15 protein-coding genes and 1 other RNA gene are annotated in these 12,902 nt (G+C 52.1%); 9 read left to right on the top strand and 7 right to left on the bottom strand.

Features of this window, described 5'->3' with window-relative positions; translation table 11 throughout:
• Window positions 1-20: 20 nt before the first annotated feature.
• The 5 genes from decR to amtB all read left to right on the top strand — a co-directional run bounded on the left by decR (window position 21) and on the right by amtB (window position 5,935).
• Window positions 21-479, top strand: coding sequence for a DNA-binding transcriptional regulator DecR (decR, locus tag J4645_RS01070; protein ID WP_000884593.1), 459 nt, complete (start codon window positions 21-23; stop codon window positions 477-479).
• A 40-nt stretch (window positions 480-519) separates the two neighbouring features.
• A complete protein-coding gene (locus tag J4645_RS01075) occupies window positions 520-2,292 on the top strand; it encodes a SmdA family multidrug ABC transporter permease/ATP-binding protein (protein WP_001235559.1) in 1,773 nt (590 codons plus the stop codon).
• On the top strand, window positions 2,285-4,066 hold the full coding sequence (locus J4645_RS01080; RefSeq protein ID WP_001256070.1) for a SmdB family multidrug efflux ABC transporter permease/ATP-binding protein: 1,782 nt from the start codon (window positions 2,285-2,287) through the stop codon (window positions 4,064-4,066). The genes J4645_RS01075 and J4645_RS01080 overlap by 8 nt, the downstream gene beginning before the upstream one ends.
• Window positions 4,067-4,278: 212 nt before the next feature.
• Window positions 4,279-4,617, top strand: coding sequence for a P-II family nitrogen regulator (gene glnK, locus J4645_RS01085; protein ID WP_000780342.1), 339 nt, complete (start codon window positions 4,279-4,281; stop codon window positions 4,615-4,617).
• A gap of 31 nt (window positions 4,618-4,648) precedes the next feature.
• Complete coding sequence (gene amtB, locus J4645_RS01090) at window positions 4,649-5,935, top strand: ammonium transporter AmtB (RefSeq protein ID WP_000684916.1); 1,287 nt, start codon at window positions 4,649-4,651, stop codon at window positions 5,933-5,935.
• A 99-nt stretch (window positions 5,936-6,034) separates the two neighbouring features.
• Here the strand turns inward: amtB and tesB are convergent, their stop codons facing one another.
• Complete coding sequence (gene tesB / locus J4645_RS01095; protein ID WP_000084176.1) at window positions 6,035-6,895, bottom strand: acyl-CoA thioesterase II; 861 nt, start codon at window positions 6,893-6,895, stop codon at window positions 6,035-6,037.
• 214 nt (window positions 6,896-7,109) lie between these two features.
• Here tesB and J4645_RS01100 point away from each other — a divergent pair, with 214 nt between their 5' ends.
• Window positions 7,110-7,679: a YbaY family lipoprotein gene (locus tag J4645_RS01100; protein WP_000779802.1), complete on the top strand. Its 570-nt coding sequence runs from the start codon at window positions 7,110-7,112 to the stop codon at window positions 7,677-7,679.
• A 32-nt stretch (window positions 7,680-7,711) separates the two neighbouring features.
• Here the strand turns inward: J4645_RS01100 and J4645_RS01105 are convergent, their stop codons facing one another.
• Window positions 7,712-8,101, bottom strand: coding sequence for an MGMT family protein (locus J4645_RS01105; protein ID WP_000961285.1), 390 nt, complete (start codon window positions 8,099-8,101; stop codon window positions 7,712-7,714).
• Window positions 8,102-8,185: 84 nt separating this feature from the next.
• Between J4645_RS01105 and ffs the strand changes: the two genes are divergently transcribed.
• Window positions 8,186-8,282: signal recognition particle sRNA small type (gene ffs / locus J4645_RS01110), an RNA gene on the top strand.
• 49 nt (window positions 8,283-8,331) lie between these two features.
• Here the strand turns inward: ffs and J4645_RS01115 are convergent.
• Complete coding sequence (locus tag J4645_RS01115; RefSeq protein ID WP_023215340.1) at window positions 8,332-9,882, bottom strand: EAL domain-containing protein; 1,551 nt, start codon at window positions 9,880-9,882, stop codon at window positions 8,332-8,334.
• Window positions 9,883-10,106: 224 nt separating this feature from the next.
• Here J4645_RS01115 and J4645_RS01120 point away from each other — a divergent pair, with 224 nt between their 5' ends.
• Window positions 10,107-10,370 carry a type B 50S ribosomal protein L31 gene (locus J4645_RS01120; RefSeq protein ID WP_000801416.1) on the top strand — a complete coding sequence of 88 codons (264 nt, stop codon included), beginning with the start codon at window positions 10,107-10,109 and terminating at the stop codon, window positions 10,368-10,370.
• Between the two features lies 1 nt (window position 10,371).
• A complete protein-coding gene (gene ykgO / locus J4645_RS01125) occupies window positions 10,372-10,512 on the top strand; it encodes a type B 50S ribosomal protein L36 (RefSeq protein WP_001197749.1) in 141 nt (46 codons plus the stop codon).
• Between the two features lie 55 nt (window positions 10,513-10,567).
• Here the strand turns inward: ykgO and J4645_RS01130 are convergent, their stop codons facing one another.
• The 4 genes from J4645_RS01130 to tomB form a co-directional block, all read right to left on the bottom strand.
• Window positions 10,568-11,038 (bottom strand): YlaC family protein, encoded by a 471-nt coding sequence (locus J4645_RS01130; protein ID WP_000136183.1) that lies wholly within the window; start codon window positions 11,036-11,038, stop codon window positions 10,568-10,570.
• A 117-nt stretch (window positions 11,039-11,155) separates the two neighbouring features.
• Window positions 11,156-11,707, bottom strand: a complete 552-nt coding sequence (gene maa / locus J4645_RS01135) for a maltose O-acetyltransferase (protein WP_001278791.1) — start codon at window positions 11,705-11,707, stop codon at window positions 11,156-11,158.
• 178 nt (window positions 11,708-11,885) lie between these two features.
• Window positions 11,886-12,104 carry an HHA domain-containing protein gene (locus J4645_RS01140; protein WP_001280991.1) on the bottom strand — a complete coding sequence of 73 codons (219 nt, stop codon included), beginning with the start codon at window positions 12,102-12,104 and terminating at the stop codon, window positions 11,886-11,888.
• Window positions 12,105-12,131: 27 nt separating this feature from the next.
• A complete protein-coding gene (gene tomB, locus J4645_RS01145) occupies window positions 12,132-12,506 on the bottom strand; it encodes an Hha toxicity modulator TomB (protein ID WP_000344807.1) in 375 nt (124 codons plus the stop codon).
• Between the last annotated feature and the right edge of the window lie 396 nt (window positions 12,507-12,902).

A 12,902-nucleotide genomic window follows, 5' to 3' on the forward strand; every position in this document is an offset into this window, starting at 1 on the left:
ATATTCTCTATGGAGTGGGTATGTTAGATAAAATTGACCGTAAACTGCTTTGCTTATTGCAGCAGGACTGTACCCTCTCTTTGCAGGCGCTGGCGGATGCCGTTAATCTGACGACAACGCCTTGCTGGAAGCGGCTTAAACGCCTGGAAGATGACGGTATCCTGCTTGGCAGGGTCGCGCTGCTGGACCCGGAAAAACTGGGGCTGGGGTTAACCGCTTTTGTGTTGATAAAAACGCAGCACCACAGCAGTGAATGGTACTGTCGGTTCGTGACCGTCGTCTCTGAGATGCCGGAAGTGCTTGGCTTCTGGCGGATGGCGGGGGAATACGACTATCTGATGCGAGTTCAGGTGGCCGACATGAAGCGGTATGACGACTTCTATAAACGTCTGGTCAATAGCGTCCCAGGACTGTCAGACGTCACCTCCAGTTTTGCGATGGAACAGATTAAGTACACCACCTCTCTGCCCATTGAATAATTCTCCCGGTATTGCCGGAAATCATATCAGGAAATAACGCGTGCGATTATTTGCTCAATTAAGCTGGTACTTTCGCCGGGAATGGCGTCGCTATCTTGGCGCGGTGGCCCTGCTTATGCTTATTGCGATGCTTCAGCTGATCCCGCCCAAAGTGGTGGGGATTGTCGTGGATGGCGTAACCGCACAGCATTTTACTCCAGGCCGAATAGCGATGTGGATTGGCACCATTGCCCTGATCGCCGTAGTGGTCTATTTGTTGCGCTATGTCTGGCGCGTGCTGCTATTTGGCGCTTCTTATCAATTAGCCGTCGAACTGCGTGAAGATTATTATCGCCAGCTGAGCCGTCAGCATCCTGAATTTTATCAGCGCCATCGAACGGGCGATCTTATCGCGCGCGCGACGAATGATGTGGATCGCGTCGTATTTGCGGCGGGTGAGGGCGTTCTGACGCTGGTTGACTCGCTGGTAATGGGCTGCGCGGTACTGATTGTCATGTCGACGCAAATTAGCTGGCAGCTAACGCTATTAGCGCTGTTGCCGATGCCGATTATGGCGCTGATGATCAAACGTTACGGCGATCGGCTGCATGATTATTTCAAACTGGCGCAGGCCGCCTTCTCCAGCCTGAACGACCGCACGCAGGAGAGTCTGACCAGCATCCGCATGATCAAAGCGTTTGGTCTGGAGGACCGCCAGTCTTCGCTGTTTGCGGCGGATGCCGAAGATACCGGCAAGAAAAATATGCGCGTGGCGCGTATTGACGCGCGTTTTGATCCAACCATTTACATCGCCATTGGCATGGCGAACCTGCTCGCGATTAGCGGCGGAAGCTGGATGGTGGTTAACGGCAGCCTGACGCTGGGCGAACTCACCAGCTTTATGATGTATCTGGGGTTGATGATTTGGCCGATGCTGGCGCTGGCCTGGATGTTTAATATCGTGGAGCGGGGGAGCGCCGCTTACAGCCGCATCCGCGCCATGCTGGCGGAAGCGCCGGTAGTTAAGGATGGTGAAGAGCCGGTCCCGGCGGGGCGCGGCGAACTGACGGCGGCCATTCGTGAGTTTTGCTATCCGCAAACGACGCATCCGGCGCTGGAGAATGTGAACTTTCGCCTTAAACCGGGTCAGATGCTGGGGATATGCGGTCCGACCGGCGCGGGGAAAAGCACAATCTTGTCGCTTATCCAGCGCCATTTTGATGTGACGCAGGGAGAAATCCGATTCCATGACATGCCGTTGACGCATCTGCAACTGGATAGCTGGCGTAGCCGACTGGCGGTCGTCAGCCAGACGCCGTTTTTGTTCTCGGACTCTATTGCCAATAATATTGCGCTCGGACGCCCGGAGGCGACTCAGGAGGAGATTGAACAGGTGGCGCGTTTAGCCAGCGTACATGAGGATATTCTCCGTTTGCCTCAGGGCTACGACACGCAGGTAGGTGAACGTGGCGTCATGTTATCGGGAGGGCAAAAACAGCGTATCTCGATTGCCAGAGCGCTGCTGTTGAATGCGGAAATTCTGCTTCTTGATGATGCGCTCTCAGCAGTAGATGGTCGCACGGAGCATCAGATTTTGCATAATTTGCGCCAGTGGGGCGAAGGGCGTACGGTCATTATCAGCGCGCATCGTTTATCCGCGCTGACCGACGCCAATGAAATTATCGTTATGCAACATGGTCATGTTGTTCAGCGCGGCGATCACGATCAACTGGCGCAGCAGATTGGCTGGTATCGCGATATGTATCGCTATCAGCAACTGGAGGCCGCGCTGGATGACGCGCCGGAACGCGGCGAGGAGGCGGCGAATGCGTAGTTTTGGACAGCTATGGCCGACGCTGAAACGGTTACTGGCGTATGGCTCGCCATGGCGAAAACCGCTCTCTGTCGCGGTGATGATGCTGTGGATTGCGGCGGCGGCGGAAGTTAGCGGTCCGCTGCTGATCAGCTATTTCATTGATAACATGGTGGCCCGCCACCATTTACCGTTGGGCAAGGTCGCGGGGCTGGCGGCCGCCTATGTGGGGCTACAATTTCTGGCGGCGGGTCTGCATTACGCCCAGTCTTTATTATTTAACCGGGCGGCCGTTGGCGTGGTTCAGTCCTTGCGCACGGACGTCATGGATGCCGCCTTGCGCCAGCCGCTAAGCGCCTTCGACACGCAGCCTGTCGGACAATTAATTTCACGTGTGACCAACGATACGGAAGTCATCCGCGATCTGTACGTCACGGTCGTCGCGACGGTATTACGTAGCGCGGCGTTGATCGGCGCCATGCTGGTCGCTATGTTCAGCCTTGACTGGCGGATGGCGCTGGTGGCGATTTTGATTTTTCCGGCGGTATTGACCGTGATGATCATTTATCAGCGCTACAGCACGCCGATTGTACGCCGCGTGCGGGCATATCTGGCGGATATTAACGACGGCTTTAACGAAATCATCAACGGGATGAGCGTAATCCAGCAGTTTCGCCAGCAGGCGCGCTTCGGCGAACGCATGGGCGAGGCCAGCCGCTCGCACTACATGGCGCGGATGCAGACGCTACGCTTAGACGGCTTTTTATTGCGTCCTCTGCTTAGCCTCTTTTCCGCGCTCATTTTGTGTGGTTTGTTAATGCTTTTCAGCTTTACGTCTGCCGGCACGATTGAGGTCGGGGTGCTGTATGCGTTCATTAGCTATTTGTCACGTCTGAACGAGCCGCTCATTGAACTGACCACCCAGCAATCCATGCTACAGCAGGCGGTTGTGGCGGGAGAGCGTGTTTTTGAACTGATGGATCGCCCGCGCCAGCGCTATGGCAGCGACGACAGGCCGTTGCAAAGCGGGGCGATTGATATTGATCATCTGTCGTTTGCTTACCGCGACGATAATCTTGTTTTACAGGACATTACGCTATCAGTACCGTCCCGTAGCTTTGTGGCGCTGGTGGGGCACACCGGCAGCGGGAAGAGCACGCTCGCCAGCTTATTAATGGGGTACTACCCTCTGACGCAAGGCGAAATTCGGCTGGATGGGCGAGAAATCGCCTCTCTTAATCATCGCGTTTTACGCCAGGGCGTGGCGATGGTTCAACAGGACCCGGTAGTGATGGCGGATACCTTTCTGGCTAATGTGACGCTGGGGCGCGACGTCTCCGAGGCGCAGGTGTGGCAGGCGCTGGAAACGGTACAACTGGCAGACCTGGCGCGCGGCCTGAGCGACGGGCTGCATACGCATCTCGGCGAGCAGGGAAATACGCTGTCCGTCGGGCAAAAACAGCTATTGGCGCTGGCGCGCGTGCTGGTTGACGCCCCGCAAATATTAATTCTTGATGAAGCGACGGCCAGCATCGATTCCGGCACTGAGCAGGCGATACAGCAGGCGCTGGCGGCGATTCGCGAGCGCACCACGCTGGTGGTTATTGCCCATCGGCTATCGACAATCGTGGAGGCGGATACCATTCTGGTTCTCCATCGCGGCCAGGCGGTGGAGCGCGGGACGCATCAACAATTGCTGGCGGCGCAAGGGCGCTACTGGCAAATGTATCAATTACAGTTAGTTGGCGAGGAGTTAGCCGCCAGCGTACACGAAGAACCCGGCCCTGCGGCGTAAGGTTTGGCGCCACAGGGCAAAACCTCGCCCATCATGCACCGTCGTGGTGCGTTTTTCTTTCCCTGCTTCAATGTTGGGGCGCGTCAATATAAAGACGCGCCGCTAACCGCGCCTTTCCTCGCTCGCCAGCTTCTGGCACATCCTTTGCAATATCCATTCTGAAGAGTCCATGCGCGGCGGCAGCCGTTACCTAATTCTGACTGGAGGGTTCTATGAAGCTGGTTACCGTGATTATCAAACCGTTCAAGCTGGAGGACGTGCGGGAGGCGCTTTCTTCCATTGGCATTCAGGGACTGACCGTCACCGAAGTGAAAGGGTTTGGCCGTCAGAAAGGACACGCCGAACTGTATCGCGGCGCGGAGTACAGCGTGAATTTCCTGCCGAAGGTCAAAATTGATGTGGCTATCGCCGACAACCAACTGGAAGAGGTGATCGATATCATCAGTAAAGCGGCTTACACCGGAAAAATTGGCGACGGCAAAATTTTCGTCGCGGAGCTCATGCGCGTTATTCGGATTCGTACCGGCGAAGCTGACGAAGCAGCGCTGTAAGACCCGCCACACAGCAACAGGAAATGAAAAAATGAAGATAGCGATGATAAAAACCACACTGGCTTCACTGGCGCTGCTGCCTGGGCTAACGATAGCCGCGCCGGCGGTTGCCGATAAAGCGGATAGTGCTTTTATGATGATTTGTACCGCGCTGGTGCTGTTCATGACGATACCGGGTATCGCGCTGTTTTACGGCGGATTAATTCGCGCTAAGAACGTGCTGTCAATGTTAACGCAAGTGACCGTCACCTTTGCGCTGGTCTGTATTTTATGGGTGGTGTACGGCTATTCGCTGGCTTTTGGCGAAGGGAATCATTTCTTCGGTAATACCGATGGGGCGATGTTGAAGAATATCGCGTTGACGGCGGTAACGGGTACGATTTATCAGTATATTCATGTCGCGTTTCAGGGATCTTTCGCCTGTATTACCGTCGGGCTGATTGTCGGCGCGCTGGCGGAGCGTATTCGTTTTTCGGCGGTACTGATTTTTGTCGTGGTGTGGTTCACGCTCTCTTATATTCCGATTGCGCACATGGTGTGGGGCGGCGGCCTGCTGGCTGCTCACGGCGCGCTGGATTTTGCCGGTGGTACGGTGGTGCATATTAACGCCGCTATCGCCGGGCTGGTAGGGGCTTATTTAATTGGCAAACGCGTCGGCTTTGGGAAAGAAGCATTTAAACCCCATAACCTGCCGATGGTCTTTACCGGTACTGCGATTCTGTATATCGGCTGGTTTGGATTTAACGCGGGTTCTGCTGGTAGCGCAAACGAGATAGCAGCGCTGGCCTTTGTGAACACCGTGGTGGCGACCGCCGCCGCGATTCTGGGGTGGATTATCGGCGAGTGGACGCTACGCGGTAAGCCTTCCCTGCTGGGAGCGTGTTCCGGCGCGATTGCCGGTCTGGTCGGCGTGACGCCAGCCTGTGGCTATGTTGGCGTTGGCGGCGCGTTGGTTATCGGCGTTATTGCGGGGCTGGCGGGATTGTGGGGAGTCACCATGCTTAAACGTCTGTTACGGGTAGATGATCCGTGCGACGTATTTGGCGTTCACGGCGTTTGCGGAATAATCGGCTGTATCCTGACCGGCGTTTTTGCCGCCAGTTCGCTGGGCGGCGTTGGCTTTGTCGACGGCGTTACGATGGGACATCAGGTGATGGTACAGCTGGAAAGTATTGCTATTACGGTCGTCTGGTCCGGCGTTGTCGCGTTTGTTGGTTACAAACTGGCGGATATCCTTGTTGGACTGCGTGTACCGGAAGAGCAGGAGCGCGAGGGGCTGGATGTGAACAGTCACGGCGAGAATGCGTATAACGCGTGATTGCGCAACATGCCTGATGGCGCTGCGCTTATCCAGTTTACCGTAGGCCGGATAAGCGCAGCGTCATCAGGCCATTAACGCCGCATAGCGGCATGTTTTTTAATTGTGATTGCGCATTACCCCTTCCTGCACGGTTGAAGCGACCAACGCGCCATCCTGAGTATAAAACTCGCCGCGAACAAAGCCCCGGGCGCTGGAGGCGGAAGTGCTCTCCACGCTATAAAGTAGCCATTCATTAAAATTGAACGGACGATGGAACCACATAGAGTGATCGATAGTGGCGATCTGAATGCCCTTTTCCAGAAAACCGATGCCGTGAGGCTGAAGCGCGACGGGAAGGAAATTCAGATCCGAGGCGTATCCCAGTAAATATTGATGGACGCGAATGTCATCCGGAACGGTGCCGTTGGCGCGAATCCATACCTGACGCACAGGCGCGGCGACGTGACCTTTCAACGGATTGTGAAATTCGACGGGACGAATTTCCAGCGGGCGATCGCAGAGAAACTTTTCTTTCAGAATCGGCGGCAGTAAATGCGCCAGCGATTGCGCGATTTCCGTTTCTGACGGTAGTCCTTCCGGCCCGACTGCCGTCGGCATGGTTTTTTGATGTTCAAAACCCGGTTCCGGCGCCTGGAATGAGGCGGTCATATAAAAGATGGGTTTCCCGTTCTGAATAGCGGCAACGCGGCGGGCGCTGAAGCTGTTCCCATCGCGCAGCACTTCTACGTCATAGATAATGGGTTTTTGGCTGTCGCCTGGCCGCAGAAAATAACTGTGGAATGAATGCACCAGTCGCGCTTCCGGCACCGTTTCTTTGGCGGCATAGAGCGCCTGGCCCACCACCTGACCGCCAAATACCTGGCGCAGCCCTAAGTCTTCACTTTGGCCCCGAAAGAGTCCTTCTTCAATTTTTTCCAGATTCAATAATGTCAGCAAATTATTCAGTGTCTGACTCATACATACTCTCCAGGTGACAACGATGCCGAAGCGAGGTAGGGCAGAGTATAACGCAATTTTGCAAGTGGTCCGATGGGTACAAAAGTCTGAATAACAGACCAATTCCAGGCAAAAATGAGTGACATGTGCCACACTTAATCACGTTATGTTTCTGTTAACCACTCTTCCGGCGGGGGGAAAGGCCTGCTGGTGCATTGATGATAAGGAGAATTGAATGAAACTCGTGCACATCGTAAGTGGTTTAGCGGTTGCGATATCTCTGGCGGCCTGCGCTGATAAAAGCGCTGATATCCAGACGCCTGCGCCAAACCCTAACATGTCGATTACAGCTAACCAGTCTACTATTCAGCAACCCAATGTTTCCGGTACCGTCTGGATCCGCCAGAAGGTCGCTCTGCCGCCAGATGCGGTGCTGACCGTGACGCTTTCAGATGCTTCGCTGGCTGATGCGCCGTCTAAGGTGCTGTCGCAAAAAGCGGTACGTACCGAAGGTAAACAGGCGCCTTTCAGTTTTGTGTTGCCGTTTAACCCATCAGATATTCAACCTAACGCGCGTATTCTCCTGAGCGCGGCCATCACCGTTGACAATAAGCTGGTATTTATTACCGATAGCGTGAAACCGGTGATTAACAATGGCGGCACTAAAGCGGATCTGACGCTGGTACCGGTACAGCAAACGGCGGTGCCTGTGCAGGCCAGCGGTGGTGCGACGACGACGGTTCCATCGACTTCGCCGACCCAGGTCAATCCGTCTTCTGCCGTTCCTGCGCCTACCCAGTATTAATCCTGCGCCAACCCTCTCCGTTACGGAGAGGGTTAATACACCCAGCGATAGCGTTGTAAATCGATTTGTCCGCTTCCCGACACCACCACGCCTTCCGCCAGTAATGCCTGACGTTGCCGCTGTAGATCCGGCCCGGTAAGTGATATTGCGCCGTGGCGGTTCACCACCCGATGCCATGGTAAAGTGCTGCCTTCCGGCAGACGTTTTAACACTCCGCCGACCTGACGCGCCGCCCGAGGGGAACCGGCAAGCCGGGCGACATCACCGTAGGTCGTGACAAATCCTTCCGGGATCGAGGCGACGATTTGCCAGACGCGTTGAGGAAAAGTGTCCTGAATATCCATAATAGAATCCTGCGTTAATGCTTCAGGATAATCTGGAATAAGGGGGGAGGAAAGCCCGGATGCGCAAGAAACCAGCATCCGATGCCTGATGGGTTGCAATTGCACGATATAGCAGTGATAATGCGCCTGCGCGTTGGTTCACAACGCTCTCAATGGGGGCTCTGTTGGTTCTCCCGCAACGCTACTCTGTTTACCAGGTCAGGTCCGGAAGGAAGCAGCCAAGGCAGATGACGCGTGTGCCGGGATGTAGCTGGCAGGGCCCCCACCCATTTGTGCCTCTCCACACTGTTCTTTTCTGCTGTGCGACGTTATAGCCGCTGTTCCGCCCAAAGAATAAATGCCGTAGCGGGTAGGGGCTTACTGTATAACCAGCCCTGACCATAATGTACGCCATGCTGGCGTAGCCACTGTTCTTGCCTGGTCGTTTCGATGCCTTCTGCGACCATCTTGAGTTTGAGCGTTTTCGCCATTTCAATAATATGCGGCGTGACGTTTTTATATTCCAGCGCATCGACAAAAGATTTATCAATTTTAAGGACATCCACATCCAGATTTTGTAAGTAGCTGAGGCTGGAATAGCCGGTGCCAAAGTCATCAATATAAATTGAATGTCCCGCGTTACGGTATCTGGCGACAATTGGCGCGCTGGTTTTCGGATCGGCGAACTCGCGTTCCGTTAACTCAAGCGCGATTTGCGACGGAGAAATTTGGTTACGGTTCAGCAGCGTGCTTAACTGCGTCGGCAACGTTTCCGACGCCAGATCGGATGCCTCAAGATTGATTGAAATATGTTGTTCGGGATGGGACTTTAACCAACTCCCCATGTCTTCAAAAACGGTGTCGATGATTAGCCGGGTTAGCGGCTCCGTGAGCCCGGTTTGTTCAGCCAGCGCGATAAAAATTTCCGGCGAAAGGAAAGTGCCGTCCGCCTGTTGCCAGCGAGCTAAGGCTTCGGCACCGACAATTTTTCCGCTGCTCAGGGAGACAATAGGCTGATAGTGTACGTTAATTTCGCGATTGTCTATCGCATCCTGGAGACGGTGGCGGGGCGACTGTAGCCGACGCAAAATACGCAGAATAAAGGCCGCAGCCAGCAGACCCGTTACGATGCCCGCCGGTAGCCAGATAAACGCCTGTCGATACCAGCTCCTTTCCAGCGGAGCGGTCGGTGCCCAGCTTACGATAGTAATGCCCATTTCCGGAAAGGGGTGGATAGCATACTGAATGCCTCGGTTTTCCAGCCGCAGGGGCGTCTCATGGTGAATGAGCGGAAGAATAGCGGGGTCAAGGTTACCGCTGCTGGCAACCACAGTATTGCGTTCCCGGCCAATAATAGCGACGTCAATCGGCCATGCGCCAAACGGAATCACATCGATAAAGGACGCCGGGTCGATCATCACGATATAGCTGTCGCTCCCGAGTGCCGCCATATAGCGTTTTATACCCAGATCGTTTTGCGCCGTAAACCAGGCGCGATAACCGTCGCGAGTGATTTTCATGGGCGGAGGGAAAGCGGGAATATGGCTCTCTTTTTCAAGTGAGGAGCAAACGGGAATCGAATTTTTAAGATACAGAACTTCCTGGACATACCGAAAGCTATAAGACACGCGGCGCATGGCGAGTAAATGGGCGCTGCTGCAGGGCTCGCCTTTAAAGGAGGCAATATGCGTTAACGCGGCTTTTGCCTGGTCACTGACCCTTTCTGTACGTAGCGCTACCCGGGACGAGAAGATATCCAGCTCTTCATTAAACCTTTTTTCAACTTGACGGTGCGCCAGCCACAGGCTCAATCCTATCGGGAAAAGGACAGACAGGATAAGCACTCCCGTTACCAGGCTGACCAGATGTCGTGTTGTCACAGTGATGTCCTTATAAACACAGCGTAGAGAAAGTATATCCGATCGTAAATCGCGCCCTTGAATGATAAAGCTATTTTATCGATTTTACAGATACAGGGGCCAGACTAACGCGTTACGCCACGTTGCTTTTGCCGCCAGGAAGAGATCGTGAATGTTTACCGGTTGAAAAAGGAGCGTTGATAGCGTATTTTATTGTTATGTTATAACATAATTGAGAGGGCGCAATGAAACCTGATATTCATCCTGTATACCGCACCGTCGTATTTCACGACACCAGCGCAAATGAATATGTGAAAGTGGGATCAACTATCAAAACTGAACGTGAAATCGAACTGGACGGCGTGACATATCCGTATGTCACTATTGATGTGTCATCAAAATCGCATCCTTTTTATACCGGTAGACAGAAAACGTTTGATAGCGAAAGTAGCGCCGCACGCTTCCAGAAACGTTTTGGTCATTTTATCGGCGCTAAAAGGGGTAAATGAAATGCAGGTGTTAAACTCACTTCGCAATGCAAAACAACGGCATCCGGATTGCCAGATAGTCAAACGCAAAGGACGCTTATACGTGATTTGTAAAACAAATCCGCGTTTTAAGGCGGTTCAGGGGCGTAAAAAAAGACGTTAAAAAACCAACAGTTCAGGGAAAGCAGTGCGTACCAGGGAGGGTGCGCACTTTTTTATTACCGGCTGGCTTCTGCGCGGGCCAGCGTAAAAATATCGTAGAAGGAAAGTTCGCCCTTACGGGCAACCATTTTTTGCAGCTGGACTTTATGTTCATTATCCACCTGTGGAGACTGAAGAATCGTCTCAATGAGCGTGGGGGGAACAAAGCGGGTGTTGTACCATTCGCCGTTGTAACAGACCCGGAGGTCCAGCACATCGATGTCGTTATAGTGATAACGCGGGGCGATGTCGAAAAAGAAGAAGCCATTAAATGCGATAAATAACACCACTAACAGCCACACCGACCCCACCAGCGTTTCTGATTGCAGCATGACCGCCAGCGTCGCAAACCAGGCTGCATACATCGCGATAAATAACCCTGGATGCTTGCGGATAAAACTGATACTAAAACGCGGCCTGTTATCGCGTTTTTCACGGACGTTTAAGTCATCAATAGTTTCGCTAAGCAGGCGCTGTATCTCTGTCATCTTTTGCCTTCATGATTTCTGCGACATAGGGGGTAATAACAGCCCATTTTAAAGGGAGGTGTAACGTGAAAAAAGTAACAGATTAACCACGAATTAGCATAACAGTTATCATTTTGACTACAATTTTTTAATGATTCGCGCCGGATTTCCGCCTACCACGACGTCTGGCGGTACGTTTTTTGTCACCACAGCGCCTGAAGCGACGACGACGTTATCGCCGATGGTTACGCCAGGATTAACGACGGCTCGTCCGCCTATCCAGACGTTATTTCCGATAGTGACGGGTTTACCGAATTCTCTGCCGCTGTTGCGTTCGACGGCGTCCAGCGGGTGCGTGGCGGTATAGATATGTACCCCTGGCGCGAGCATACAATTATCGCCAATATGAATTGGGCAAACATCAAGCATGACGCAGTCGAAGTTAGCGTAAAAGGAGTGACCAAGAAAAATATTATAGCCGTAGTCGCAACGGAAGGAAGGTTCAATATAGGCGTCTTCGCATCGACCCAACAGGTCGCGTAAAATCGCCTGACGCTTATTTATTTCATCAGGCGTAGTATAATTGTATTGATGGATGAGTTGACGCGCCCGCAGTCGATCCTGGCATAAAGTTTCATCGGTCGGGCAATACAGTGCCCCAGCGATCATTTTTTGTTTTTCGTCACTCATCGCGCGCTCCCCTTGGTGGATATTATCGCAATAGAAGCAATAATAAAGTATTAGAGGGAACGTTCCCTGCTATTGGTATGTGATCTATATCACTGTTCTATAATAGCCCGTTGTGTTATTAGCCAGAACGAGGAGGCAGATAACACCTGCGTGTTCTCTAAAAAGTAATGTAGCGTGATTAACGAATGAATTTCCATACTGAAGAGGGGATCTTGTCGTAGAGTTTGTTCATCGTCAATTCTGCAAGACGGTGATCCGCAGCTGAGTAAAATACAGCCAGCTCATTGTCGGACAATTCATATTTATTTTTCTCAATGACGCGCTCCAGAGTGTCAATTGTCTGACAGCGCCGTAAACGCATCAAATAATCAGTTTTAGTTAATGGTTTATCAGACATAAATTCTACCTATGATTGTAATAATTTTTAACAAGACAAACTAACAGGATTAGCCCTGGTGGCGTTGACGAAACAACGGAACAGGCGGTTGCCCGATTTACGCCATTTTTGCAAATCCTGCGTATTAATACCATAGCTGCTGAACAACATAAAGGTGTCGTCCAGGTATTCATCTATCTGCGCAATCAATTTATTGTCTTCATTGTACTTAATTTTATAATTAAGAGCGAAAGTTGCAATATGCTCTATCAGCTCATTGAGCTGCAGGTTGACTGCTGAGGTCGGGTCATTAACCCAGCCATGGTTGCTTTCTTCAAGGTTTGCAAGACAGTCATGATACAGGGTTTCGCAAAGAAATTTAAGCTGTGCTATATCATGTCTTTTGGGTGAGTATTCGTCCATAATGCATCCCCTTTTTAGTGGCTTAAACTAACCGAACACCTTCGGGATGGATACAACTAACTAACCTGGTACTTCCCACGTCACCTTATGATTTAACTATAATCTACTCTAAAAAACTTTTCATCGTCATATTACGAAAAATTACAATTGCGTGAAAGCCGCGTGTTGCCATACTTTTTCGAATTTTAACAGTGATCGTCGGTCGCCTAAAAAGGAACCAGTTTTATTGTTTGTGTAATCATTGGGTTAACGTTTTTTAGCTTTTCAGGCTAAAACAATAGACTCTGACAGGAGAAAATAGCCAGGAATATTCTTAATATTTCTTAATTAATGGCTGAATTAAGAAATGGCCAACTTTCCTAAGAAAAGCCTTTAACGCAGTAAGGATTATACCTT

Source organism: Salmonella sp. 32082101201600294FB01SM01 (genome assembly GCF_017572865.1).
GTDB classification, from domain to species: domain Bacteria; phylum Pseudomonadota; class Gammaproteobacteria; order Enterobacterales; family Enterobacteriaceae; genus Salmonella; species Salmonella enterica.

Coding starts and splice junctions, on each gene's coding strand:
- amtB (WP_000684916.1), top strand. CDS start 4,649: ATGAAGATAGCGATGATAAAAACCACACTGGCTTCACTGGCGCTGCTG.
- J4645_RS01140 (WP_001280991.1), bottom strand. CDS start 12,104: ATGTCTGATAAACCATTAACTAAAACTGATTATTTGATGCGTTTACGG.
- decR (WP_000884593.1), top strand. CDS start 21: ATGTTAGATAAAATTGACCGTAAACTGCTTTGCTTATTGCAGCAGGAC.
- J4645_RS01080 (WP_001256070.1), top strand. CDS start 2,285: ATGCGTAGTTTTGGACAGCTATGGCCGACGCTGAAACGGTTACTGGCG.
- tomB (WP_000344807.1), bottom strand. CDS start 12,506: ATGGACGAATACTCACCCAAAAGACATGATATAGCACAGCTTAAATTT.
- glnK (WP_000780342.1), top strand. CDS start 4,279: ATGAAGCTGGTTACCGTGATTATCAAACCGTTCAAGCTGGAGGACGTG.
- J4645_RS01120 (WP_000801416.1), top strand. CDS start 10,107: ATGAAACCTGATATTCATCCTGTATACCGCACCGTCGTATTTCACGAC.
- J4645_RS01100 (WP_000779802.1), top strand. CDS start 7,110: ATGAAACTCGTGCACATCGTAAGTGGTTTAGCGGTTGCGATATCTCTG.
- tesB (WP_000084176.1), bottom strand. CDS start 6,895: ATGAGTCAGACACTGAATAATTTGCTGACATTATTGAATCTGGAAAAA.
- J4645_RS01130 (WP_000136183.1), bottom strand. CDS start 11,038: ATGACAGAGATACAGCGCCTGCTTAGCGAAACTATTGATGACTTAAAC.
- J4645_RS01105 (WP_000961285.1), bottom strand. CDS start 8,101: ATGCTGGTTTCTTGCGCATCCGGGCTTTCCTCCCCCCTTATTCCAGAT.
- maa (WP_001278791.1), bottom strand. CDS start 11,707: ATGAGTGACGAAAAACAAAAAATGATCGCTGGGGCACTGTATTGCCCG.
- ykgO (WP_001197749.1), top strand. CDS start 10,372: ATGCAGGTGTTAAACTCACTTCGCAATGCAAAACAACGGCATCCGGAT.